This window comes from Streptomyces sp. NPDC046859, assembly GCF_040645135.1.
Lineage (GTDB): Bacteria > Actinomycetota > Actinomycetes > Streptomycetales > Streptomycetaceae > Streptomyces.
Map to the genome: position 1 here is coordinate 167,788 of NZ_JBEYXR010000010.1, position 23,374 is coordinate 191,161.

Annotated in this window: 22 protein-coding genes; 14 read left to right on the forward strand and 8 right to left on the reverse strand. The window is 73.7% G+C overall.

Annotated features, from left to right (window positions below):
- Positions 1-66 precede the first annotated feature (66 nt).
- Complete coding sequence (locus tag ABZ899_RS17715) at positions 67-1,395, forward strand: class I SAM-dependent RNA methyltransferase (RefSeq protein ID WP_361346541.1); 1,329 nt, start codon at positions 67-69, stop codon at positions 1,393-1,395.
- On the opposite strand, the gene ABZ899_RS17720 is transcribed toward ABZ899_RS17715, so the two are convergent.
- From ABZ899_RS17720 to ABZ899_RS17730, 3 genes are read right to left on the reverse strand one after another with little or no spacing between them, the layout of a single operon-like run.
- Positions 1,396-3,438: a cupin domain-containing protein gene (locus ABZ899_RS17720; protein ID WP_361346544.1), complete on the reverse strand. Its 2,043-nt coding sequence runs from the start codon at positions 3,436-3,438 to the stop codon at positions 1,396-1,398. It abuts the gene before it with no gap.
- On the reverse strand, positions 3,435-4,394 hold the full coding sequence (locus tag ABZ899_RS17725) for a metallopeptidase TldD-related protein (RefSeq protein WP_361346547.1): 960 nt from the start codon (positions 4,392-4,394) through the stop codon (positions 3,435-3,437). The genes ABZ899_RS17720 and ABZ899_RS17725 overlap by 4 nt, the downstream gene beginning before the upstream one ends.
- 8 nt (positions 4,395-4,402) lie before the next feature.
- Entirely contained in the window at positions 4,403-5,686 is a 1,284-nt protein-coding gene (locus ABZ899_RS17730) for an MFS transporter (protein WP_361346549.1), read from the reverse strand.
- A 719-nt stretch (positions 5,687-6,405) separates the two neighbouring features.
- On the opposite strand from ABZ899_RS17730, the gene ABZ899_RS17735 reads away from it, so the two are divergent.
- The 6 genes from ABZ899_RS17735 to ABZ899_RS17760 all read left to right on the forward strand — a co-directional run bounded on the left by ABZ899_RS17735 (position 6,406) and on the right by ABZ899_RS17760 (position 13,462).
- Positions 6,406-6,534, forward strand: coding sequence for a hypothetical protein (locus ABZ899_RS17735; RefSeq protein WP_258872951.1), 129 nt, complete (start codon positions 6,406-6,408; stop codon positions 6,532-6,534).
- Between the two features lie 96 nt (positions 6,535-6,630).
- Positions 6,631-8,493: a radical SAM protein gene (locus ABZ899_RS17740; RefSeq protein ID WP_361346552.1), complete on the forward strand. Its 1,863-nt coding sequence runs from the start codon at positions 6,631-6,633 to the stop codon at positions 8,491-8,493.
- Entirely contained in the window at positions 8,480-9,448 is a 969-nt protein-coding gene (locus tag ABZ899_RS17745) for a DUF692 family multinuclear iron-containing protein (RefSeq protein WP_361346555.1), read from the forward strand. The genes ABZ899_RS17740 and ABZ899_RS17745 overlap by 14 nt, the downstream gene beginning before the upstream one ends.
- Positions 9,448-10,194: a hypothetical protein gene (locus ABZ899_RS17750; protein WP_361346558.1), complete on the forward strand. Its 747-nt coding sequence runs from the start codon at positions 9,448-9,450 to the stop codon at positions 10,192-10,194. The genes ABZ899_RS17745 and ABZ899_RS17750 overlap by 1 nt, the downstream gene beginning before the upstream one ends.
- Positions 10,191-11,411: a hypothetical protein gene (locus ABZ899_RS17755; RefSeq protein WP_361346561.1), complete on the forward strand. Its 1,221-nt coding sequence runs from the start codon at positions 10,191-10,193 to the stop codon at positions 11,409-11,411. The genes ABZ899_RS17750 and ABZ899_RS17755 overlap by 4 nt, the downstream gene beginning before the upstream one ends.
- Entirely contained in the window at positions 11,408-13,462 is a 2,055-nt protein-coding gene (locus ABZ899_RS17760; RefSeq protein WP_361346563.1) for a cupin domain-containing protein, read from the forward strand. Before ABZ899_RS17755 ends, ABZ899_RS17760 begins: the two co-directional genes overlap by 4 nt.
- A 162-nt stretch (positions 13,463-13,624) precedes the next feature.
- On the opposite strand, the gene ABZ899_RS17765 is transcribed toward ABZ899_RS17760, so the two are convergent.
- The 3 genes from ABZ899_RS17765 to ABZ899_RS17775 form a co-directional block, all read right to left on the reverse strand.
- A complete protein-coding gene (locus ABZ899_RS17765) occupies positions 13,625-14,776 on the reverse strand; it encodes a DUF3103 family protein (protein ID WP_361346566.1) in 1,152 nt (383 codons plus the stop codon).
- Positions 14,777-14,989: 213 nt separating this feature from the next.
- Positions 14,990-15,265, reverse strand: a complete 276-nt coding sequence (locus ABZ899_RS17770) for a DUF3253 domain-containing protein (protein WP_361346569.1) — start codon at positions 15,263-15,265, stop codon at positions 14,990-14,992.
- Positions 15,262-15,558 carry a 2Fe-2S iron-sulfur cluster binding domain-containing protein gene (locus ABZ899_RS17775; RefSeq protein WP_361346572.1) on the reverse strand — a complete coding sequence of 99 codons (297 nt, stop codon included), beginning with the start codon at positions 15,556-15,558 and terminating at the stop codon, positions 15,262-15,264. Before ABZ899_RS17775 ends, ABZ899_RS17770 begins: the two co-directional genes overlap by 4 nt.
- 67 nt (positions 15,559-15,625) lie before the next feature.
- Here ABZ899_RS17775 and ABZ899_RS17780 point away from each other — a divergent pair, with 67 nt between their 5' ends.
- Positions 15,626-16,357 (forward strand): HEAT repeat domain-containing protein, encoded by a 732-nt coding sequence (locus tag ABZ899_RS17780; protein WP_361346575.1) that lies wholly within the window; start codon positions 15,626-15,628, stop codon positions 16,355-16,357.
- Positions 16,351-17,367 (forward strand): HEAT repeat domain-containing protein, encoded by a 1,017-nt coding sequence (locus ABZ899_RS17785; protein ID WP_361346578.1) that lies wholly within the window; start codon positions 16,351-16,353, stop codon positions 17,365-17,367. Before ABZ899_RS17780 ends, ABZ899_RS17785 begins: the two co-directional genes overlap by 7 nt.
- A gap of 20 nt (positions 17,368-17,387) precedes the next feature.
- Here the strand turns inward: ABZ899_RS17785 and ABZ899_RS17790 are convergent, their stop codons facing one another.
- Together ABZ899_RS17790 and ABZ899_RS17795 are read right to left on the reverse strand one after the other, a co-directional pair.
- Positions 17,388-18,005: a VOC family protein gene (locus ABZ899_RS17790; RefSeq protein ID WP_361346581.1), complete on the reverse strand. Its 618-nt coding sequence runs from the start codon at positions 18,003-18,005 to the stop codon at positions 17,388-17,390.
- Between the two features lie 81 nt (positions 18,006-18,086).
- On the reverse strand, positions 18,087-18,851 hold the full coding sequence (locus ABZ899_RS17795; protein ID WP_361346582.1) for an SDR family oxidoreductase: 765 nt from the start codon (positions 18,849-18,851) through the stop codon (positions 18,087-18,089).
- A gap of 360 nt (positions 18,852-19,211) precedes the next feature.
- Between ABZ899_RS17795 and ABZ899_RS17800 the strand changes: the two genes are divergently transcribed.
- The 5 genes from ABZ899_RS17800 to ABZ899_RS17820 all read left to right on the forward strand — a co-directional run bounded on the left by ABZ899_RS17800 (position 19,212) and on the right by ABZ899_RS17820 (position 23,348).
- Positions 19,212-19,601: a cell division protein SepF gene (locus ABZ899_RS17800; protein ID WP_361346585.1), complete on the forward strand. Its 390-nt coding sequence runs from the start codon at positions 19,212-19,214 to the stop codon at positions 19,599-19,601.
- A 96-nt stretch (positions 19,602-19,697) separates the two neighbouring features.
- The gene (locus ABZ899_RS17805) at positions 19,698-20,966 is read left to right on the forward strand and encodes an ATP-binding protein (protein ID WP_361346588.1); all 1,269 of its coding nucleotides are present in this window, start codon (positions 19,698-19,700) and stop codon (positions 20,964-20,966) included.
- Positions 20,963-21,313: a nucleotide pyrophosphohydrolase gene (locus tag ABZ899_RS17810; protein WP_361346591.1), complete on the forward strand. Its 351-nt coding sequence runs from the start codon at positions 20,963-20,965 to the stop codon at positions 21,311-21,313. Before ABZ899_RS17805 ends, ABZ899_RS17810 begins: the two co-directional genes overlap by 4 nt.
- A gap of 176 nt (positions 21,314-21,489) precedes the next feature.
- Positions 21,490-21,960, forward strand: coding sequence for a DUF6099 family protein (locus ABZ899_RS17815; RefSeq protein ID WP_361346593.1), 471 nt, complete (start codon positions 21,490-21,492; stop codon positions 21,958-21,960).
- Between the two features lie 464 nt (positions 21,961-22,424).
- The gene (locus tag ABZ899_RS17820; RefSeq protein WP_361346596.1) at positions 22,425-23,348 is read left to right on the forward strand and encodes an LLM class F420-dependent oxidoreductase; all 924 of its coding nucleotides are present in this window, start codon (positions 22,425-22,427) and stop codon (positions 23,346-23,348) included.
- Positions 23,349-23,374: the final 26 nt, after the last annotated feature.

Below are 23,374 nucleotides of genomic sequence, written 5' to 3' on the forward strand. Positions count from 1 at the left end.
GTTGTCAGGCCCACCGCAGCCGCGCGCCCGGGCCGTAACCCCCACTCGATCTGGAGTCACCCCACCATGCAGGCAGAAGAGAAGAAGTCGCTGGTGGGGGAGGAGTACGAGGTCGAGATCGGCCCCGTCGCCCACGGCGGGCACTGCGTCGCCCGCACCGACGCCGGCCAGGTGCTGTTCGTCCGGCACACCCTGCCCGGCGAGCGCGTCGTGGCCCGGGTGACCGAGGGCGAGGAGGGCGACCGCTTCCTGCGCGCGGACGCCGTGGAGATCCTGTCCCCGTCCAAGGACCGCATCGAGGCGCCCTGCCCGTTCGCCGGCCCCGGCCGCTGCGGCGGCTGCGACTGGCAGCACGCCAAGCCCGGAGCCCAGCGCCGGTTCAAGGGCGAGGTCGTCGCCGAGCAGCTCCAGCGGCTCGCCGGGCTCTCCCCGGAGGACGTCGGCTGGGACGGCACGGTGATGCCGGCCGAGGGCGACAAGCTGCCCGCCGGCCAGGTGCCGCAGTGGCGCACCCGCGTGCAGTACGCCGTCGATGCCGACGGGCACGCCGGACTGCGCCGGCACCGCTCGCACGAGGTGGAGCGGATCGACCACTGCATGATCGCCGCCGAGGGCGTCAGCGAGCTGGGCATCGAGAAGCGGGACTGGACCGGCATGGCGTCCGTGGAGGCCATCGCGGCGACCGGCTCCCAGGACCGGCAGGTCATCCTGACGCCCCGGCCGGGAGCGCGCCTCCCGATCGTCGAGCTCGACCGCCCGGTCTCGGTGATGCGCGTCGACGAGAAGGACGGCGGCACGCACCGGGTGCACGGCCGGCCCTTCGTCCGCGAGCGTGCCGACGGCCGTACGTACCGCGTCGGCAGCGGCGGCTTCTGGCAGGTCCACCCGAAGGCCGCGGACACCCTGGTGACGGCCGTCATGCAGGGCCTCATGCCCCGCAAGGGCGAGATGGCCCTGGACCTGTACTGCGGCGTGGGCCTCTTCGCGGGCGCCCTCGCCGACCGCCTCGGCGACAACGGCGCGGTCCTCGGCATCGAGTCCGGCAAGCGCGCGGTGGAGGACGCCCGGCACAACCTGGCCGACTTCGACCGGGTCCGCATCGAGCAGGGCAAGGTCGAATCGGTCCTGCCGCGCACCGGCATCACCGAGGTCGACCTCATCGTCCTGGACCCGCCGCGCGCCGGCGCCGGCCGGAAGACCGTCGAGCACCTGGCGTCCCTGGGCGCCCGCCGCATCGCCTACGTCGCCTGCGACCCGGCCGCCCTCGCCCGGGACCTGGGGTACTTCCGGGACGGGGGGTACCGGGTGCGGACGCTGCGGGCGTTCGACCTGTTCCCGATGACGCATCACGTGGAGTGCGTGGCGATTCTGGAGCCGGCCAAGAAGCCCGCCTGATCACACCCCCTCGTCCTCCAGCTCCCGCAGCCCGGTCCACAGTGCACGGCCCTGTGACGTCAGGCGTCCGTCGTGGCGCAGGGCGGTCAGGGAGTCGCGGATGCGCCGGGACAGGGCCGGGACGGAGTGGGGGGCGTCGTCGTGGCGGCGCAGGAACTCTCGTTCGGTCACGGCCGTGTACGTGTCCCGGAGCAGTGCGGCGACCGGCAGGCCGGTCTCGGCGTACGGCGGGCGTACGACGGTCGCCGGCTCCCCGCTCAGCGCGTACAGGTCGCTGATCGCGTCGTAGCGCGTCTGGGCGGCGGCCCGGCACAGCTGCCGGGCGGTCTCCAGAGGGCCCGTGCCGGCGAGGACGGCCGCGCCAGGGAACCCGGGCACGGTCTCCGGCACGGGCGGCGCCTGCGCCGGGATGAGCCGGCTCAGGGAGGCGCGGATGTCGTCCGCGGCCGGGGACCACACCTTCTCGATCAGGGTCAGGGCCTGCGCCACCGTCTCCAGGAACTCCTCCGCCCGCGTCCCGTCCGGCGGCTGCGGGAGACGGCGGCCCGCCGGGTGGAAGGCGGTGTACCAGGAATGCGGCGGCAGGAGGCGGGGACCGTTCTCCGCGAGGGACGGGAGCACGGTCACGTGCGGGCCGGCCGTCTCTCCGGTCAGGTCCGTCGACGGCAGTCGTACGCCGCCCAGGTCCACGTGCGACCCGTGCACCTCGATGGTCACCGTCTCGCCTGCCGTGTCCGGCAGTCCGATCACTCGGCCCGCCGACAGCAGTGCCAGTTCCGTGGGGGCGCTGAGGGCGGCCACCAGGGGGACTCCCGGTGTGAGCACCTCGTGGCGGAGCAGTTCCGGCAGGCAGAACGATGTGAGGTGGGTCAGCAAGGTGTCCGGCGCGCGTCGGTAGCCGGCCTCGCGCTCGCGCTCCGCCTGCCGTACCCAGGACGTCACCTCGGGGGTGCGGCACCACGCCAGCAAGGCGGGGTGCGGCAGTCGTGTCAGTCCGTTCACCACCTCCTGGACCGAGGCGGCCAGACGCGGGTCGCCGCAGGCTCCGGCCCGGTCCCTGGCCAGTACCAGGAGCCGCTTGAGGCAGCGTTTGGCCGTCAGGTCTTCGAGCAGGGCGGTCGTCCCGCCGGGCAGGACGGCATTCGCGAGGTCGACCGGGGGTGCCGTGCCCGTGAACAGCGGCTTGATCGGGGTGACGTCGACCGTGACCGGGGCGACCTCGACGGGCTCCGGCCGCGGCGGGTCCAGTTCGGGGCGGTGCCGGGCCACGGTGGAGCGGCGGGACTCCTGCCAGCGGGCCAGGACGCGCCGCCGCAACGCGGGGTCCGCGAGCAGGTCGAGCAGGTCGTCGAGGGCCTGCTCGTCGGGAGCGGCCGGCAGCGGCGAGGGGTGCCACCACGCGCGGAGCCCGGACAACTCCTCGTGGAGCAGCGGCCAGAGCTCGGTGAGCGGGGTGACCAGATTGCAGGTCATGGTGAGGGAGAGGGAGCGGCCGGTGGACGTGCCCCAGTGGGGGTGGAACAGCGGGATGTACAGCAGGTCGCCCGCCTCGACCACGAACTCCTCGTAGTCGTCGGTGAGATAGAACTGACCCGAGAGGGACGGATCCTCCAGGACACGCCGGCGCCGGTCCGTCTCCGGTACGGCCGCGGGGGAGCCGATGCGCCAGACCTTGCTGCCGTCCTGCTGGAGGGTGAAGTTGTCGTCGTAGTCGAAGTGGCAGCCGATGCTGCCGGGCGCGTGGGTGCGCGACACGTCGAAGGTCACGCGCGGCCATCCCAGCTTCTGCTGGAGTTCCCCGGCGCGCCGCGCCAGCCGGGGGCTCACCGCGTCCGCGCCCTTGACGAACTCGATGCGTCCCGGGTCGCGGGCGAGCCGGTCGGGTGCCTGCTCACGGACCCGCTCGACGATCGCGTCCGCCTCCCCGTAGCTCAGGGTGAGCCCCAGGAGGTCGTGCGCGCCGCCCTTGACGAACAGCGGCTTCCGGCGCCAGTACTCGGCCAGGAAGCGCTCGTAGGACAGGCCCCTCACGAACTCCGTCATGGTGTTCCTCCGTCCGGATACAGCAGCAGGTCGTCGAAGAGCAGGTACGGGGCTTCCAGGGAGACGGAGACCTCCTGGCCCTTCTTGCCGCAGCGGTGGTAGGGGTCGTTCATCACCACGTGGTCGCCGGCGCCGCGCAGCCTCCTCATGAGCTGGACCTTGTGGCCGCGCAGCACCAGGTCGCCGTACACCTCGTCGGTGAGCCGGCCGTGGCGGATCCGCCGGGCCCAGGCCGGCTTGAGCAGCACGTACTCCCGTACGGAGCCGCCCTCGCGCGGCGCGCCGAGCAGGAAGCCGTCCGCGACCTGCCCGATGAGGTCCTCGGCGCGGTGCTCGCCCGGTGCCACGCTCAGCACGCCCATCCGGGGGAGCGCCTCGCGGGCGGTGGGGGCACGGCGACCGTGGCCGTTGCTGCCGGTGGGGCCCGGGTGGGACCGGCTGGTCAGCAGTCCGGTCCAGCGGCCGTCCTCGACCAGCCGGACGGGGGCCGCCGCCGTGCCCTCGTCGTCGTGGACGTAGGACCCGCAGTGGCCGGGCCGGGTCGGGTCGTCGGTCACCGTCAGGGGGACGCGGGTCCAGCGGTCCCCGAGGCCGATGCCCAACCGGTGCCCGTAGTCGGCGTGGTTGTCGGCCTCGCTGGTGTGCCCGACGCACTCGTGCACGGCGATGGCTGCCATCAGCGGTGTCATCACCACGGGCACGGCGGTGCGGGCCGGCAGCGGGCGGGCGGCCCGGACGGCGTCCAGGTCGGTGCGGAGGGAGTGCAGGCCCTCCGACAGCAGCGCCGTCCGGAGGCCGTACGGGCTGGGCGCGCGGGCGCCCCATTGGACAAGCCCCCCGCCCTCGTGCGTGACCAGGACGGCCCATCCCGTGGCGTCCGCCTCGACCGTGACCCGCATCCCGGGCAACCCCTCGCACAGCGCCGCCAGTTCGGCGGTCAGCGAGCGCGTCGTCACCGCCGTACTCATTCGGCCTTGCCGCCCCCGGCGGCAGCCGTCTGCCCGGCGGGGTCCGGCTCCGGCGCTTCGGTGCCGGCGGCGCCAAGGGTCGCCACGTCCCGTACGGCCAGCGGCAGTACGGAGGTGACGAAGACGACGGCACCGGCCACGGCCATCGCGGTGACGGCCTGCCCGGCGCCCGCCACCAGCAGACCGGCCAGCATCTGCCCGGCCGGCATCCCGACGAAGGAGGCGAAGAAGTCGAGGGCGAAGACGCGCCCGAGAAGCGCGCGCGGGACATGCCGCTGGATGGCGGTCGTCTTGAGTACGTCGAAGAACTGCACGCCCGCGCCGCCGAGCGCGAACAGCGCGACCAGCACGGGCAGGGACGAGGTCGCCGCGAACGCGAGGCAGGCGACGCCGAACAGGCTGATCGCGGCCAGCGCCCACAGGCCCGGCCGCCGGAACAGCCTCTGCGTCAGGCCCGCGACGGCCGCACCGCCGATGCCGCCGAGGGCGAACGCCGACAGGACGAACCCGTATCCGGCCGGGCCGCCGAGACGGTCGTCGGCGATCAGCGGGACCAGGACGAACCAGGGGCCCACGGCGAACAGCACATGGATGACGGCCATCGCCTCCAGTGCCATCAGCCACCGCATCCGTACGACCACCCGGATCCCGGCGACGGCCTCCGCGAACATCGACTCCTCGTCCCGGGGCGCGGGCTTTCGCCGCTCGCCGAGCCGCCGTCCGACCACCAGCAGGGTGAGCGAGGAGACGGCGAAGGTCGCTGCGTCCACCCACAGCGCGCTGCGCGGGCCGACCGCGGCCACCAGCAGGCCGGCCCCGGCCGGGCCGACGACCTGGCCGGTGTTCTTCAGCATGTTCGTGGCGGCGTTGGCCTGTTCCAGCGTCCGCTCCGGGACGAGGGATGGCACGACGGAGTCGTAGGCCGGCTGGAAGATCGACTCGCCGGCGCCCATCAGGAAGGTGATGAGGGCGAGCGCCCACAGGGGCGCCCCGTTCCCCAGCGCGATGAGCAGCAGGACGGCGGAGAGCCGGACCACGTCGCTGGACATCATCAGGCGGAGCTTGTCCATCCGGTCGGCGAGCACACCGCCCACCAGGATGAGCAGCGCGAGCGCGCCGAACCGGGAGCCGAAGACGACACCGAGCGAGAAGGCGGACTCCTCCCGGCCGAGCGCCAGGGCGACGACGGCCATGGGGAACAGCTGATCGCCGATGATGCTGACCAGCTGACCGGACCACAGCCAGCGGTAGCCGGCATGCGAAAAGGGCCCACGCCCCACGATTCCCCCCAGTGACGGATCGCCCAGGCGGTCGGCAGGCTCGCCGCGCCGGAATTCCAGCCACGTGAGGACTGTTTTCGGTCGGTGCTTTCGGGACAGTCGCTCACGTGATGGTGCCGAAGAAGCTTACGGGGCGGTGCGCGCATCTGTCACGGTGCTCATCGATTCCGCTGTCGCCGTGCTCCGGGAATTGCCGTTCATTGCCGTCCGGGGTGTGCTTCTGGAATTGTTGAATCCTGATCCACTGGCCTAAACTAATTGTTGACAGGCTCGGGAAAGGCTCTTTAGCCTCGCTGTGTCGGAAGCCCGGGATCGGGCTTCACGGGGGCATCGCCTGACGCCGCGATGCGTGACCACGGGGGCTTTACTGTGACGTCTGCCGTTCGTGCGGGGCCCTGCCACGGCGCTCCTTCCTGTTCTCTCTGATCCTTTCCTCCATTCCCGCCGCAGCGCGGTCCCTTTCCTCTCTTTCCGTGCGCCGGGTGCGCCGGCGCGGTGAGAGGCGCCCGGACCCCACGCCCGGTGGGATACGCCAGGCCGCGGCATGCCCGGGAGCAAGGAATTCCCCTGGCATCGGCGGGCCTGTGGCGCCCTGTGCCTCCCCGGGTTTCTCCGAACGTGAATTCATGCCGGAGTTCCGCCGAGGAGAAGGAAAAAACTCCGTTGTGGGGTCCGGTGTGTCCGCACGCTGTCCCTCGCCTGTCGAGAAAGGAATTGCCATGAACGAAGAGCAGATCCAGACGGACGTGAACGAGGACCTGCTGACCGAGCTGGACGGCCTGGAGGTCGTCGAGGCCGCCGAGCTCCAGGACGGCGCCGCGTTCCACGCCTTCCGCTTCGCGGTCTGACGCACGCCCGTCGCCGGCGAGCGGAGCCCCGCCCGGGACCCCGCTCGCCGGCCTCGGCGCCCGAACCGAACCCCGCCGGCCCGACGAGGAGAAGCGGTGCCTCACCGGACACCTCCCACAGCGGTGCATCTGGTCTTCCCCGGGGTGACCGAGGCCCGCCTGTTCCCCTATCTCAGCCTCCCCATGCTCGTCGCCTATCTGCGCCGGCACGGGATCGCGGCGGCCCAGAGCGACCTCAACATCGCGCTGACCCACCGGCTCCTGGAGCCCGTGGCGCTGAAGGAGCGCCTCCGGCTGGGCGGACTCGACGAGTTCGACGAGACCCTGCTGTCCTTCGCGGAACAGCAGCACGACCTGCTCCACCGGACCGTCGTCCGCAAGGAGACGACGTCGCTGCCCTGGGACGTGGGCTTCCGTCTGGTCAACAACGTCCTCGACATCATGCTGCGGGGCAGCGCGCTGACCCGCACCGTGACCAGCCTGCCCGAGGTCTTCCACCTTGCCGAGCAGCAACCGGCGGCCGACGACCTCGCCGCCCGACGGTACGACGACCTCACCCTCGCCGCGCTCCACGACCGCCCGGCCCGCGTCCTCGGCCTCTCCATCGCGTACTTCAGTCAGCTCGCGCCCGCCCTCCGCGTGGCGAGACTGGTGAAAGAGCACGCCCCCGGCACGATCGTCGTCCTCGGCGGACAGCAGCTGATGATGCGGGGCGCCGAACTCGCCGCCCGGCCCGAGACGTTCCGCCACGTCGACGCGCTCGTCACCACCCAGGGTGAAGCGGTGCTGCACCGGCTCGCCGAAGCGGTCGAGGCGGACCGCCCCCTCGACGCCGTACCGGGATTCATCACCGCGCGGGGCGGCGGCGCCCCCGCGCCGGAGCACCACCTCGCGGACAACCCGCCGCCCGACTTCGACGGCCTGCCCTTCTCGTCGTACCTCAGCCCCGAGCCGCAGCTCCCGCTCATCTCCTGCGTGGGCTGCTACTGGGGCCGCTGCACCTTCTGCTCCTACGGCAACCGCAGCCGCGGGCGCTACCAGCAGCTCACCCAGGAACAGCTCGCCGACCACGTGGAGCACAGCCTGCGCCGCACGGACGCGCGCTTCGTGGCGTTCGTCGACGAGAACTGCAACCTGCGGCTCGTCCTCGGCGCCGCCGAGCTGGTGCGGGCCCGCGGGCACACCTTCACCTGGTCGACCCGCAACCGGCTGGAGCCCCTGCTCGCCGACCGGGACTTCGTGCGGCGGATGTACGACGCGGGCTGCCGGCTGATGAGCGTCGGCTACGAGACCAACTCCCAGCGGCTGCTCGACCTCGTCGACAAAGGGGTACGGGCCGACCTGTACGAGCGGATCGTCGAACTGCTCGACGAGGTGGGCATCGTGCTGCGGCTCAGCGTCATGGGCGGGCTGCCCGGCGAGACGGCCGAGGAGGCCCGGGAGAGCCGGGAGTTCCTCGTCCGCAACTCGGCCCGGCTCGGCATCGACGCCGCCCAGATGATGATCGCCGAACCGACCTCGCTGCTCGCCTCCGAGCCCCGCCACCGCGTCGGCCTCACCCTGGCCGACGGGGACGCGCTCCAGTCCAACAGCGGCTTCAGCTACCTGGCCGGACGGCACGGCAGAGCCATCGCCTACGAGGGCACCTCGCGCGAGGAACGGGCCGACTGGCTCCGCGAGACCGTCCGCGTGGTGCTCCCCGGCAAGAACGACGAGAAACACCCGAGGTGGAAGAAGGCCGGCGGCGCACGGCCGATGGACGAACTGGTCCTGCACCCCTGGATCGTCCCGCTGGAGGGACGCCTGATCGACCTGCGCTGGCGCATGCGGTACGGCATCGGACCCGGGCACGTCACCCTCCGCTCGTCCGGCGCCGTACGACGCCTGACGGCCCGTACCGAACAGGGCCGCAGACTGCTGGGCCTGCTGAAGGAGGCGGATGTCGGTGACCACGGCTGAACCCCTGCCCCGCCCCGGCCGCACCGGCCGCCCCGCACGCCGGGGGCTGGGCGCCGGAATGGACCTGCCCTGGGGAGCCCCGATCGGCTTCGACCCGGACGAGGCGGGCCCCAACGAACGCGTCCGCAACTTCCTCGCCCGGCACGGCGGCGACTACGCCTACTACGCCTTCGCCTTCCAGCCCCGCGGACCGGTGCCGCTGCACGCCGCACACTACGTGGAGCCGTACCGGCGCCTGATGGACCAGCTCCCCGCCGGCACCCCGGTCGCCCTGCACCAGACCATGCTCAACCTCGGCACCGTCGAACCGTACGACCGCGGCCCCGTCTACGCGTTCACCAACGAACTGCACCGGCACTTCGAGTGGCAGTGGGTCGTCGAGGACCTCGGCATGTGGTCCCTGGGCGGCATCCCGATGCCCTATCCGCTGCCGCCCTACCTCGTCGAGGAGAACGTCGCCCACGTCGCCGGCGCCATCCGCGAGGCGATGCGGGAACTCGACCCGGTGCTGCGCGTGGAGTTCCCGGGCTTCACCGACGGCGTCACCGTCGTCGTCGGCGACATGGACGCCTACGACTTCTTCCGCCGGGTCGCCGAACTCAGCGGCGCCGACGTCACCCTGGACGTCGGGCACCTGATCAGCTGGCGATGGTGGCGCGGCGAACGGGGCGCCGGCCTCTACGCCGACCTGGACCGGCTGCCGCTCGACCAGTGCACCGAACTCCACCTCTCCGGCTCGGCGATCAGCCGTGACCGCTTCCTCGACCTCCACCACGGCGTGCTCCTCGACGAGCAACTGATCCTGGCGGAACGGCTCCTCGAGCTGTGCCCCCGGCTGGAGGCGGTCACCTACGAAGACCCCAACTACGACAGGACCGGCGTGCTGGTGCCCAAGAGCCTCCCCAACCTCGAACGCCTGCGGAAGGCGGTGGACCGGTGGGCGGCGGCCAACTGATGGAATTGAATCGGGCGTTCAAGCAGCGCCTCACCTACCCGAGCCCCCGGCGCACCGGCGGCGTCGACGGCGTCGCCGCCATGGACCCGGCCGCCCCGGCCGCGCTGCGCGCGGTGGACGCCGAACAGCTCGCCAGGGTCGCGCACGAACTCACCCAGGGCATCTCCCAGGGCGCCATCGGCGGCGTCCCCCTGCGCGACTACTTCGCGGACAGCCTGCGCGCGCTGTACCCGGACCGGCACAACGCCGGACAGCGCGCGGTGGCGGAGTTCCTGCGCGGCCCCCACTGCTCCGACGTCGACATGCTGGGGCTGAGCCGCGGCCGGTCGGTGACCGAGGCGTTCGGGGATTTCCTGCTCGACAAGGCCGGACCTCGCACGGACACCGCGCCGCTGATCGAGCGGGAACTGCTGGCCGCCCTGGTCAAGACCCTGGCCCGGCACCCCGAACCGGGCTATCTGATCCGCCACCCGCATGTGTGCCGCACCGGGGAGGGCTCCTGGGCCGCCTGGACGGACGGCACCCGCCCGCGGCGCGACCCGGACCGCGCGCCCGCGGCACCCGCCGTCTTCGTCGCCTGCGGCGGCCGGTACTTCGCGGGCCCGCTGAGCACCCCCCTGACCGCCGCCCTGCTGGGGGAGGCGGAACCCCGGCCGGGCTGGGTCGCCGCCCGGACCACCGGCGGACGCGGCGACGCCGTCGGCCGCGCCCGCGACGCCCTCCGGAGGAAGGGACTGATCCCGTGATCGCGCTGCACGAGGAACACGGCGAGGTCGTGGCGAGCTGGACGCGGCTGGGCTACCGGGCGGAGTCCGTCGTCTGCTTCGACCGGCACCTCGACCTCAAACCGCTCACCCGCGCGGCGGCCGCGCGGCTGACCCGTCTCACCGGTGAACACCCCGTCGAGGCCGAGAACCGCAAACTGCCCATCAGGGAGGTCGACGGCAGCTACGGCCTGGACGACTTCTACGCGGCCGGCGCCACCCTCGGCCTGGTGTCCAGACTGACCTGGGTCCGCGCCACGCGGGAAGCGGACTCCCCGGCCGCCCGGCGCCGGCTGCTCGCCGCGCTCAGCGTGATCGCCGCGGAACCCGACGCCCTCGACACCACCCGCTTCGACGAACACGGCGCGCTGCACACCCGCGTCTGCGGTCTCGACCTGGCCGTCCACACCCCGGCCAGCTTCGGCGCCACGCCCCAGGACCCGGCCAGCCGGGTCGACCTCGACCTGGACTGGTTCGCCGACGTACGCACCGGCCAGGACCACCAGCCGGACGAACTGCTGCGCCTGCTGGACCGGCACGACCTCCTCGGCAACGTCGACTCCATGACGTACTCGGTACGCAGCGGCTTCCTGCCGGAGTCCCGACGCGACCTGGCCCCGCTGCTCGCCGGGGAGCTGGGACGCGGCACACGGCAGCGCGAGCGGGACGCCCTGCCCCTGCCGCAAGCCACCTTCACCGCCCTGCGCGGCGCGGCGGACCCCCTGCCGCCGGAGCGGTACGAGGCCGAACTGGATCCGCTCGGCGCGGTCGGCACCGCCCTGCTGGGCCTGCTGCACCTGCACACCGCGGGCGACCCCGACGAGGCCGGCCGGTGCTGGCACGAGGCGGCGCACGCGGGCTGCCGCTCCTCCTGGCTGGCCTACGGCATCGGCCTGTCCCACTACGGAAGGCGGGCCTTCACGGAGGCGGGGGAGTGGTTCCGGCGCGCGACGGGGGAACGCACGGACACGATCGAGGTGAAGTCCGCCTTCCTCGCCGCCCTGTGCACCCTGCGAAGCGGCGCGTACGAGGAGGCGCACCGCACCCTCCTCGACTTCGCCCGGCGCTATCCGCTGCACGCCGACGCGACACGGCTCGCGACCGGACTCGGCGACCGTCTGGGGATCGAACGGCAGCCCTGGCTCTCGCGGCAGATCGACGCACAGGACCGGCTACTCGGGAACGGAGCGGCAGCATGAGCCCCACCACGGCGCGACGGCCGGAACCGCTGGCCGTGCTCGACGACGGCTTCTTCGACATCCACTGGAGGCGCGCGCCGGTCGTCCTGCGCGGCGCGGCCCCGGACTTCCTCGCCCCGGCACCGGGACGCGAGGAGGTCAGAGCCCTGTCCGACGCCACCACCGGGGTCCGGACGGACGGCCGCTCCATCTGGTTCCTCGAAGGGCTGCGCGAGGGACTGCCCGGCGTGGCCGAGCTGTGCGCGGCGGCCCGGGAGAAGTTCGACTGGGACGACCTGTGGTGCGACGTGTTCCTCACCGAGGGCAGCTCCTCGATCGGCTCCCACATCGACAACAGCGACAACTTCACCGTCCAGCTCGAAGGCAGCAAGCGCTGGCGACTGGCCCGGCCCACCACGCTGGACCCCGAGCAGCGACGGCTGCGCCTGCTCGGCGAACCCGGCGTGGGCGACGCCCCCATGACCGGGGACGCGCGGGAGTTCACCCTCCACCCGGGCGACGTGCTGTACATCCCGCTGCTGTGGCGGCACTGGGGCGTCTCGTCCGGCGACAGCCTCAGCGCCAGCCTGGTGGTGAACGCCAGGACCGTCTGGCAGTCCCTCCACCGCGCCCTCGGCGCCGAACTGCGCCACGAGGAGACATGGCAACGGCCGCTGCCGGTCGGACCCGGGACCGGCGCGGCCCGACGGGCACGGCTCGCCCAGGCCGTCACGGAGCTCGGCGACAGCGGCGCACTGGAACGGACCAGGAGAAAGGCGGAACGGGAAGTGGCGACACGCGCGGCACGAGGACCGGTCGACAGGCTCGACATCGACATGGCGGCGGTGAAGGGGTTCGTCGCCACGGCACCCGCACCCCCGGCGGACGGCTTCGTCCTGCCCGGTGGCGGCACCCCGGACACCGCGGCCCCGCTCAACGCGCTGCTCGCCCGCAAGAACCTGCGCGACCTGCTGAAACTGGTGCTACGGCGCTTCGCGCAGACCTCCGGCGAGACGGAACGCGAGCTGTACCAGGCCACGGTGACCGCCCTGACCACCGCGCCCGCCACCGCGTTGGAGGCGCTGCTCACCGGCCCCGACGTCAGCTCGTGGATCGCGGTGGCCAAGCAGGAGCCGGGCGAACTGCCCGTCCGTCGGCAGGAGGACCCGCTCGCCCACTGGCTCGCCTTCTTCCTGCTGCCCGAACTGGCGGCGTCCGCCGGCACGGTGCCCGTTCCGGAGATCCGCGTCCCCGCCGACCGTGACGGCGGGCTGGCCGTGCCCCGGCTGGGCCGCGCGGTCGCCGTCCGCTCGGGGACCGGCACCTGGTCGCTGACCGTCGCGGGGGACGGATCCGTCCTCGCCCGCGACGGCGCCACCACGGTCGCCCTCTCCGACGGCGGGCCGGACACGAGGTCGCTGCGACGCGTCCTGGACGGCCCCTGGATCGTGCCCTCTCCCTCCCGGTGGCTGGACCGGCATCTGCCCCCGACCGAGGTGCTGCCCTCCGTCGAACGGGCCGACGTGGCGCGTTTCCACGCCGAGTTCACCGAGGCCGCGGAACTGCTGCGCGCGGTGTGGCCCGAGGCCTGGGACGAGACCCGGGTGTGCGTGGAGCGTCTGCTGCCGATGCCGTGGGCCGGTCTGCGGCCGCACAACTACAGCATCCACGCCTTCCGCGGCCAGATCGTCAGCAGCCCACGCCCGGCACTGATGGCGGCGCAGACCATGGTGCACGAGACCGGCCACAACCGGATGAGCACCCTCATCGACCTGATGCCCCTGTGCGCCAACCCCGACGACCGCGCCATCAGCCCTGTCGTCGACGCCGACCGGCCGCTGACAGCGGTCTTCCACGGCTGCTACTCCTTCGCCCGGGAGGTCCACCTGACCGCCCTGCTGATCGACAAGGGCGTCCCCGAGGTGCCCACCACCGACATCCGCGGCTACCTGGCCCAGCGCACCGGGATCGTGCGGGCCGCCTGGACCCTGCTGCACGAGCGGGCACGACTGGAGCCGGCCGGCGCGGCGATCCTCGCGGAGGTGGAGGCCATCCTGGACCGGCTGTCGTGAGACGGGGCCGGGGCAGGGGCCATGCGAACCCGGCGCCCCGGAACCGGCGGCCCGCAGGTCGCCCCTCGCGCCGGGCCGCGCCGGTGACGTCGGGACCGAGCGTCCCCGCCGGGTGACCGCCGCCCGGGTGACCCGGCCCCCGAGGAGGCCGGGTCCGGGGGCTCAGAGCTCCGACACGAAGTACCGCTCCACCGTCATCCGGGCGTTGGCCGAGGCGCCCGCGCGGGTGCCGGTGGTCTCGCGGGCCAGGGTGTAGAAGGAGTCGACGTAGTCCGGGTCGTCGGTCCACCACGAGGTGGGCATGGCGTCGACGATCGCGTCGACCAGCGGGATGTACGCGCCCTGGTCCGTGATCGTCAGCAGGGCCGCGGCGAGTGCCTTGGCCAGCGACGAGTAGTTGGTGTCGCCGTCGTCCTCCATGAGGACGGCGTCGGCCAGGTTGTACTTGTAGTTCGACCAGTTGACCAGGATCTGGCCCGGGTGGTAGGTCGTGTTCGCGCTGTCGACGTACGGCATGGTGACCGTGTCGACGCGGACCTTGCCGTCCGTGCCGAAGCCGGTGACGAGACCGAACACCTCGGCGTCGCCCTTGAACCAGGGCTCCATGACGTCCGCCACGCTGATCGACGTGATCCGGGTCGTCCAGAAGCCGGAGGCCGCGGCCGGCGCGCCGGCGGAGCCGGAGGCCGACGCGTCCGGCCGGGACAGGCCCCGGGCGGCCAGTTCCCTGTCCATGACCTTCAGGCCCGCGGCCAGCGCCGCCTGCCCGTCGACGCCGACGACGTACACGGGCCGGTCCGGCGCCCCGGCCGCGTCCAGCTCGTGCGCCCTGCCCGCGCTGTCGTAGGCGACGACGACCTCGGCGTCCTCGGCCGGTGCCGACGCGACCAGCGGGGTGGTGCGGGCGAGGTCGGCCGCGCTCACCGACCGGCCGGCGAGGCTCACCCTCAGCAGGGACGGCACGTCCTTGCCGAGCCCCTTCGCGCGGGCGACATCCGTCTCGGCCCCGGCGAGCGTGCTCCGGAAGGCCTTCACGGACGCCGTTCGGGACGTCGCCGTCAGGGCCAGCAGGTCCACGTCCTCGTCGGCCAGCGCCGCCGCCGCGACCTGCCTGCGCCAGGCGGGCTCGGCGAGGGTACGGGCGAGTGCGCGCGCCGTCGTGTCCTCGATCGAGGCGACGGGCGAGTTCTTGGTGGAAGGGGCCGGTGCGGCGGGGGCGGCGGCCGCCCCCGCGGTTCCCTGAAGGGTGGTCAGGGCCAGCCCGCTCAGCGCGAGCGCGGTCAGAGCCGCGCGGAGCCGTCTCTCAGCGAACAACTTGTCCTCCATGCAAGGGCGTTGCCCGGGTGGGGGCATGCCGGAAGTACCACCGTGCGGCGCACGGCGGCCGTGCTCGTGCGAGTGCGGCTTCAGTGTGGAGGCTCTTCGTCTACGCGGATAGACGGCCGGACGGCGATTCATGGCCAAAGGTGATCGGGTGCCGGGAAGATTCCCGCCGCCAGACGCCGGACAGGGGCGCGGGCGAGTACCTCAGCGGCCCGCGCGGCGGATACGGAGGGGGCCGCGGGCCTCGGCCTCCGTGACGGGCTCGCCGCCCTGGGTGACCTCGACCCTGCCCTCCGCCACGAGCCGCCACGCCGCCCGGCGGGCCGGTTCCATCAGGGCGCGCCAGCCCGCGCTGTCACCGTCGTACACCGCGCGGGCGGCGTCGGACGGGCAGATCGAGGACGTGGCCGCGCGGCGCTCCAGCAGGCCGATGATGGCCTGTTCCAGCCGCCGGTCGAGCTGCCGGTCCGTCCCCGTCACGCCCTCCAGTGTGGCACCGGCCCGTCCGTCGCGGGTCGAGGGTGGGTGTGGCCGACAGCCCCCCGGGAGACGCAGGCGTACGACCCGCCGGGCGGTGCGCCGATGCCGTCCAGGTGCTCCGGCTCGCCGTCCAGGAGGACGATCTCGCAACCGCCGCACACCCCCTCGCGGCGACCGGACGGTCCCCGGGGACCGGCGTGGTTCAGGGCGTCCAGCAGGGCGTCCTCGTCCGGCGCGAACCCCTTCGGCGCCGGCCGGAACCGCTCGACGCACAGGCGGTCCGGCGGGAACACCGCTCGGAATCCCCCGTGGCGGGGACCGTGCGCCTTGACCTTGACACGGTGACAAGGTGTCCCCTGGGTGCAGGAGGTGGTTCCGATCGACCCGACCCACACGACCCCGCGCGACGCCCGCCTGACCGGTGCCCTGGGCGCCGAGGACCCGTCGGTCCGGCTCCAGGCGGCCCTGACGGCCGGTTCGGCGCCCGACCCCGGCCTGCTGGACGCCCTCGTCGAACGCTGCGCGGTCGAACCGGACTTCTTCGTACGGGACATGCTGTCCTGGGCCCTGACCCGCCTGCCGCCCGGGCCGGCCCTGGCCAGGATCCGGCGGGAACTCGACGCCGACCGCGCCCAGGCCCGCGCGCAGGCCCTGCACACGCTCTCCAAGATCGGCGACCGGAGCGCGTGGAACTGGATCCCGCGTGCGCTGCTGCACGACCGGGACGACGAGGTGGCCCGGACCGCCTGGCGGGTCACGGTCGCCCTCGCGCCGGACGACGAGGAGACCCGCGCCGACCTGGCCGGTGAACTGGTCCGGCAGCTGGGCCGCGGCGACCGGGCCGTACGGCTGAGCCTGAGCCGGGCGCTCGTCGACCTCGGGGACGTGACCCGGACGGCCCTGGAGGGGGCCGCCGCCGACCCCGACCCGGCGGTGGCCACGCACGCCGCGGCCACCGAGGTGCTCCGGCAGCGGCCGGAGACCGGCTTCGACGCGGCGGTGGACGAGGCCAGGCGGATCGTCGCTCTCGACCCGGAGAGGGCCCCGCGGCCCGCCCCGGCCCCGGCGGCCCCGGAGACCGGCCCATGCTGATCGGTGAGGTCGCCCGGCGCTCCGGGGTCAGCGCGCGGATGCTCCGGCACTACGACGCACTCGGTCTGGTGCGGCCCACCGGCCGGACCGTCGGCGGCTACCGCGAGTACTCTGCCGAGGACGTCCGCCGGATCTTCCACGTGGAGAGCCTGCGGTCCCTCGGCCTCTCGCTCCACCAGGTGGCGCAGGCGCTGCGGGACCCGGCCTTCACCCCGGCGGCCCTGGTCGGCGACCTCATCCGGTGGACGCAGGAGCGGCTGGAGCGGGAACGGGAACTGCTCGAACGGCTCCGCGCGATCGACGCCGCGGCGCCGGCCGGCTGGCAGGACGTCCTGCGCGTCGTCGAACTCATGCAGGGCCTGGACTCGCCCCACGCCGCGCGCCGGCAACAGGCCGTCCTGGCCCGGCAGGACGACGTCCCCGTGCCCGCCGAGCTGCTGGCCAAGGCCGTCCTGGCCGAGCCCGACCCGGTCGTGTCGGGCGCCCTGCGCTGGGCACTCGCCCGAACGGACGACGCCGGGGTGACGACCCTGGCCGCCGCTGTGCGCGACGGGGACCCCGAGGTCCGGCGGCGGGCCGCGCGGGCGCTCGCCGACCTGGCCGAGCTCCCCGCGGCGGCGGCCGCGCTGGAGGACGCGCTCCAGGACCCGGACCCGGCGGTCCGCCGCCCGGCCGCCCTCGCGCTGGGCCGGCGGGGCGCGACCGCGGCCGTACCCGTGCTCGTCGGCATGGTGGTCGACGGCGTCAACGACGTCGACGCGGCAGAAGTCCTCGGCGCGCTGTCCGGGGCCCCGGACAGCGCCGACCGCGTCCTGGCCGCCCTCACCGGCGAACTCGACGCCCCGGACGCCGACTCCGCGACGCGCATCCGTCTGACGCAGGCGCTGGTCGAACTGCCGGCGACCGGGACCGCCGTACGGGAGGTGCTGAACAGGCTGTCCCGGGACGACGACCCCGCCGTGGCCCGCGTCGCCGCGGCCTTCGCCGGGCTCCTCGACGAACGGTCCTGACCGCCGGACCCCGCGTCACGTCACTCCGGCGGCTCCGTCCCCGCCTGCTCCGCGACCATGTACCGCGCGTACCAGTCCGGCCAGTCGGAGTCCTCCGCGCCGGTGCGCGCCTCGTGCTCGCCGTGCGCGGCGGCGGCCCGGCGCAGGGCGCCCGCCAGGTCGTCGGCCGAGGCGTACGCCGTGGTCGCGGGGTCCAGACGGCCCGGCAGCCGGGTGGTGACCTCCTGGAGCACGTAGCCGTTCCCGTCCGGGTCGCTGAACGACAGGAAGGAGCCGTAGCTGCCGCGCTTCGGGTCGGGGCCCGGCACCCGCGCGTCCGTGCCGCCGTGGTGGAAGACGCCCCCGGCGTCGTGGAAGACCTCGCTCGGTTCGGCGCCGTTCCGTTTCAGCTCGGTGTGGGCCGCCTCGATGTCGTCGACCACCAGGTGCAGACCGCGCGCCGTGCCCGGAGCCTGCTCGGTGACGTTCGTGCCGAAGATGACCGACGCGGGTGAGCCCGGAGGGGTCACCTGCACCACCCGGAGCGAATCGTCCGTGGCGAAGTCCGCGTCGAGCCGCCAGCCCAGCGCCGTGTAGAAGTCCTTCGCCCGGTCGACGTCGGACACCGGCACCACGACGACCTCCAGTTTCATGTCCATGGTTGTGTGGCTCCCGTCTCGGAGGGCGGCGGCGCGGGGCGGACGACGGCGCGTGCGGCCGTACGCCGGTACGTCGGGCGCTCAGCGCGCGACGAGCTGCTGACCGCCGTCGATGTCGAAGGTGGCGCCGGTGAGGGCGCCGTTGGCCATGATGTGCAGCGCGAGGGAGGCGATGTCGGCCGGGCCGACGACCCGGCCGATGGGCAGCGTCCTGCGCAACTCCTCGCGACGCGCCTCCAGTTCCTCCCCCAGGAGCGAGGCGGACAGAGGCGTGTCCACGAAGCCCGCGGCGAGGAGGTTCACCCGCACCGGGGCGATCTCCACGGCAAGGTTCGCGGCCAGCGCGGGCAGGGCCGCGGTGAGCGCGCCGACCACGGCCCTGCCGGGGGCGGGACGGCGGGCACCGGTGCCGCCGATGAACAGCAGCGTCCCGCCGGGCCTGACCTTGTCCCCGGAGGCCCGCCCCGCCGCGAGCAGCATCGCCAGCCGCCCCCCGAAGTCCCGTCCGCCGGCGGTCAGGTCGAGGTCGGCGAGCGGCGTGTACGAGGGGCTGCCCGCCGTCACCAGGACGTGGTCGACCTGTCCGGGCAGGTCCCGCAGGAACCCCTCCAGACGGTCGGCGTCCATGGCGTCGAACGCGGCCGTGCTCAACGGCTCCAGTTCCTTCGCCGCCCGCTCCAGGCGGTCCGGATCGCGGGCCGTGAGGATCACGTCGCCGCCGGCCGCCCGCACCTGCCGGGCGGTCTCCAGGCCGATGCCCGAGCTGCCGCCCACGACCACGACCGTCTGCCCGGCGAACCCTCCCGGCACGGGGGCGACCGCGTTCGGCTCGTCGCTCGCTGTCACAGAAACTCACCGCCGTCCGCACGTCCGACCCGAGCCCGGGGCAGCGGGGACATACCGGCGTCATCCATGTGCTCGCTGGAGTTTCCCGACCCTTCCCGGACTCTCCGCCACGCACTGCCCGGCCCGAGACATCAGTCTGGCATCCGTCCGGCGCGGTCGCACGCGGGCCGGGCAAGGGTCCGCCCGCCCCGGATACCCGGGGCGGGCGGACCGTTCCGGCGCCGCCGCCGGACCCGTCCACGCCCGGCGAGGACGGGGGTGATTCCGTCGCGGGCCGTGTCGGTGTTGGGCCGAACGGGTGACTTGGCGTAAGAATTGGCTGGTGCAGGCATTGAGGGCGAGTCAGGTCGGGGTGAGCCGGTGAACAGCTACGACGTCACCGATGAACAGTGGGAGGGGCTCGCCCAGGTCGTGCCTTTGCGGGGGCGTGACGCCTGGCCGTCGGCGGTGGACCACCGTGCGACGCCGGAGGCGGAGACGGAGCCGCGCCGGCGTTTCGTCGTCCTGCGGGTCAACGTGTTCGGGGACGCCCGGGAGGTCGCGGAGACCCTGATGGCGGGCATCCCGGTGCTGCTGGACCTGACGGGCGCCGAGAACGAGGTCGCCAAGCGGGTGCTCGACTTCAGCACGGGCGTGGTCTTCGGCCTGGGCAGCGGCATGCACCGCGTCGACCGGAACGTGTTCCTGCTGACCCCGCCCGGCACCGAGGTGAGCGGACTGATGCAGACGGCCGGTGTCCCCGGCGCGTGAGGCACCGCGCCCGCCACGCGGCGCCGTACCCCGTTCGTAGGAAGCCCGCGAGGGTGGAACGGTTCGCCTGACGACGACGGCTCTACGGTCCCTGACATGGGCCTTTCCTCTGTCTCCGGTGCCGTGTCCGTGCCACCCCAGGGCCGTCGGGCGGGGGTCGCCGCCCCCGCACGCCCGTCCGGACCGGCTGCGCACGCCCCGGCTCCGGCGGAGCAACCCGCCGAGCAGCGTCCGGGCGCCGATCCGCCGGACCCGCCCCGGCCCCACGTCGTCGAACTGCGGCTGTCCGCGTTCGCCGGGCACCGCCGTGCCGTGGTGCCGCTCGGCCCGTGCACGTTCCTCGTGGGACCCAGCGGGTCCGGCAAGACGACCGCGCTGCGGGCGTTCGAGGCACTGGCCGGGCTCGCCGGCGGCCGTACCGTCGGGGAGGCGTTCCCCGATCCCGCGGCCTGCGTGCCGGAGCGGGCGCGCCCGGACGCCCAGCGGCGACGCGGCTTCCGTATCGGCTGCACCGCCGACGGCCCCGAGGGCCCGGTACGGCTCGACGTGGCCGTGCAGGCGGAGCCCGAACCGCGCATCGTCGGGGAACGGTTGAGCGCGGGCGGCGTCGTCCTGCTGGAGACGGCCCTGCGCGACCCGGGCCGGCGCAGTGTGCAGGCCGCCTGGCACACGGCCGGGCAGACCCCGGTGACGCGGGCCCCGCTCCCGGACGACCGGCTCGGCACCGCGCTGCTGCCGCTGCGGGTGGCCGGCACCACGGACGGGCAGCGGCGGGTCCTCGCCGCGGCCGAGCAGCTGGTGGTGGCCCTGCGCTCGGTGTTCGCCTGTGATCCCCGGCCCGAGCGGATGCGGGCCGCGGTCCCGGTCGGCTCGGGCCGGCTGCTCGGCTCCTGCGACAACCTCGCCGACGTGCTGTGGCGCACGCGCTCCGAGTGCGCCCGGCGGCACGCCCGGCTCGTCGCCGCCGCCCGCGCCGGATGCGCCGGCCCGGTGACGGACGTCGCCGCCGAACTGCTGCCGGACGGGACGGTCCGCGGACTGCTCGACCGGGGCGACGGCAACCGCACCGCGCTCGGCCGGCTCGGCCACGGGGAACTGCGCTATCTCGCGCTGTCCCTGGTGCTGCTGACCGGACCCGGCGTCCTGGAGGTCGACCCGGTGTGCGAGGTGCCCGCCGCCCTGCAGACGCTGGGCGTCCTCGCGGACGGCCTCGACCGCGGCCTGGACCCCGTGCAGCGCGCGGAGCTGACCGGGCTCGCGGCACGCATGGGGGAGCGGGGGCACATCCGGCTGGTCGCGTCGGTGAGCGACCCCTCGGGCCTGGCGGAGACCGACGGGGTGACGGTGGTACACCTGGAGCCGTGACGGAACCCCTTGATGTGGCCGGACTCCAGCGCAGGCTCGCGGAGTTCGCCGCCGCGCGCGACTGGCAGCCGTACCACACGCCGAAGAACCTCGTCTCCGCGCTCAGCGTGGAGGCGGCCGAGCTGCAGGAGATCTTCCAGTGGCTGACCCCGGAGCAGTCCGCGCGGGTCATGGAGGACGCCGACACGGCGGCCCGGGTGCGGGACGAGGTCGCGGACGTGCTGGCGTATCTGCTCCAGCTGTGCGAGGTGCTCGGCGTCGACCCGCTCGCCGCGCTGGGCGCGAAGATCGACCGGAACGAGCGGAGGTTCCCGCGCCCCGGCGAGCTGCCGGGTACCCCTGAGTGAATAGTTCCACTTTCACTCTCCGTGGCGATTCAGCGGCCCGTATCCGAAAAGTTGTCCACAGATTTCCGCCTTCCTCTGGCTTTTCGTCTCAACTCCCTTCACTCTGGGTAGTGGACAGGGGAGTTCGGAGTTCAGGTGGACGTGTGGGCAGCGCGTCCAGACGGACGGGGACTGCGATGGACGCGGTGCGGCTGATCGTGAACAGCAGGCGAGCGCTGGCGGGAAGCGGCGGCGCGCCCGACATCATGACCGAGGTGTGGCAGGCCCAGGCGCTCGCCCAGGCGATCGGCAGCCGGCTCGCCGTCTACGGCCCGCCCGAACTGCGCGGGGAGGCCATCGGGTTGACCGAGCTCGCGGGCCGCGGCTGCGGCGTCCTGGAGGTTCCGGACCTCGCGGAGGGCGCGTTACGCGCCGCCCAGCTCACCGAGTTGGGCGACGCGCGGCAGGCCCTGATGAACCTGGGCAGCCTGCTCGGCGAGGCCGGAATCGCGCTGGTCGGCGTGGCCAGCTCGGCCGACGACGAGGCGACGTACTGGCGCTGCATGGAGGCCATCGACGCCGCGGACGAATCCCGCGACCGGGTCATGGAGATGCTCCGCAGACTCGCGGACCGCGATGAGGTCCTGGCGGAACGGGAGGCGGGCTGACCCGGTGACGCCCACCGGTGCCGGCCCCCGGCAGGCTCCGTCAGACGGTTCCGCCCTCCGCCCCCGGTGACGCACTCCGTACGCCGCCCCGTCGCCTGGAGGTGGGCGTCCAGGGCCGACGGGTCGGCGTTCAGCCCCGCCATCAGTTCCTCCATCTGCTCCAGCAGCCCTTTCGGGCGACCGGTCCCCCCGCCACCCGCCGGTGGCTCGAACTCCTCGGACACGACGGCCTCCTCCGGCCCGCGGCCCCCAACGGCAGTGGGCCGGCACAGGACACCCCGGCGCCGACAGGCCGGTGAGGGAGCCGGGCGGTCCGGCTCCGGCCGAGCCGACGATCATCGTCCGGGCCGGTCGCCGGCCGGGCGCCGGACGTCCACGATGCCGACGGGATTCACCCGGCCGCGACCGGGGAGCGCGCCGGGCCCCGGGCGGCCGATGGGCGCGCGGGCGTGCAGGATGGAGACATGGATCTCCGCATCTTCACCGAGCCCCAGCAGGGGGCGACCTACGACACGCTGCTGACCGTGGCGAAGGCCACCGAGGACCTCGGGTTCGACGCCTTCTTCCGGTCCGACCATTATCTGAAGATGGGCTCCGTGGACGGGCTGCCCGGCCCCACCGACGCCTGGATCACGCTCGCCGGCCTCGCCCGCGAGACCCGGCGCATCCGCCTCGGCACCCTGATGACCGCCGGCACCTTCCGGCTGCCCGGTGTGCTCGCCATCCAGGTCGCCCAGGTCGACCAGATGTCCGGCGGACGCGTGGAATTCGGCCTGGGAGCGGGATGGTTCGAGGAGGAGCACAAGGCGTACGGCATCCCCTTCCCTAAGGAGAAGTTCGGGCGTCTGGAGGAGCAGCTCGCCATCATCACGGGGCTGTGGGAGACCAAGCTGGGCGAGACCTTCGACTTCCAGGGCGAGCACTACACGCTCACCGGCTCGCCCGCCCTGCCCAAGCCGGCCCAGGACCGGATCCCGGTGATCATCGGAGGCCATGGCGCCATCCGCACGCCGCGCCTCGCGGCCCGGTACGCCGACGAGTTCAACATGCCCTTCGCCTCGATCGAGGACTCCGAGCGTCAGTTCGGCCGGGTGCGGGAGGCCGTCCGCGAAGCCGGCCGTCGCCCCGAGGACCTCGTCTACTCGAACGCCCTCGTCGTCTGCGTCGGCAGGGACGACCAGGAGGTCGCCCGCCGCGCCGCCGCCATCGGCCGCGAGGTGGACGAGCTGAAGCTCAACGGGCTCGCCGGTTCGCCCGCCGAGGTCGTGGAGAAGATCGGCCGCTACCAGGAGGCCGGCTCGCAGCGGATCTACCTCCAGGTGCTCGACCTGCACGACCTGGACCACCTGGAGCTGATCTCCGCCGAGGTCCAGTCGCAGCTGTCGTAGCGGCCACGGACCGTCGCGTCCGCACG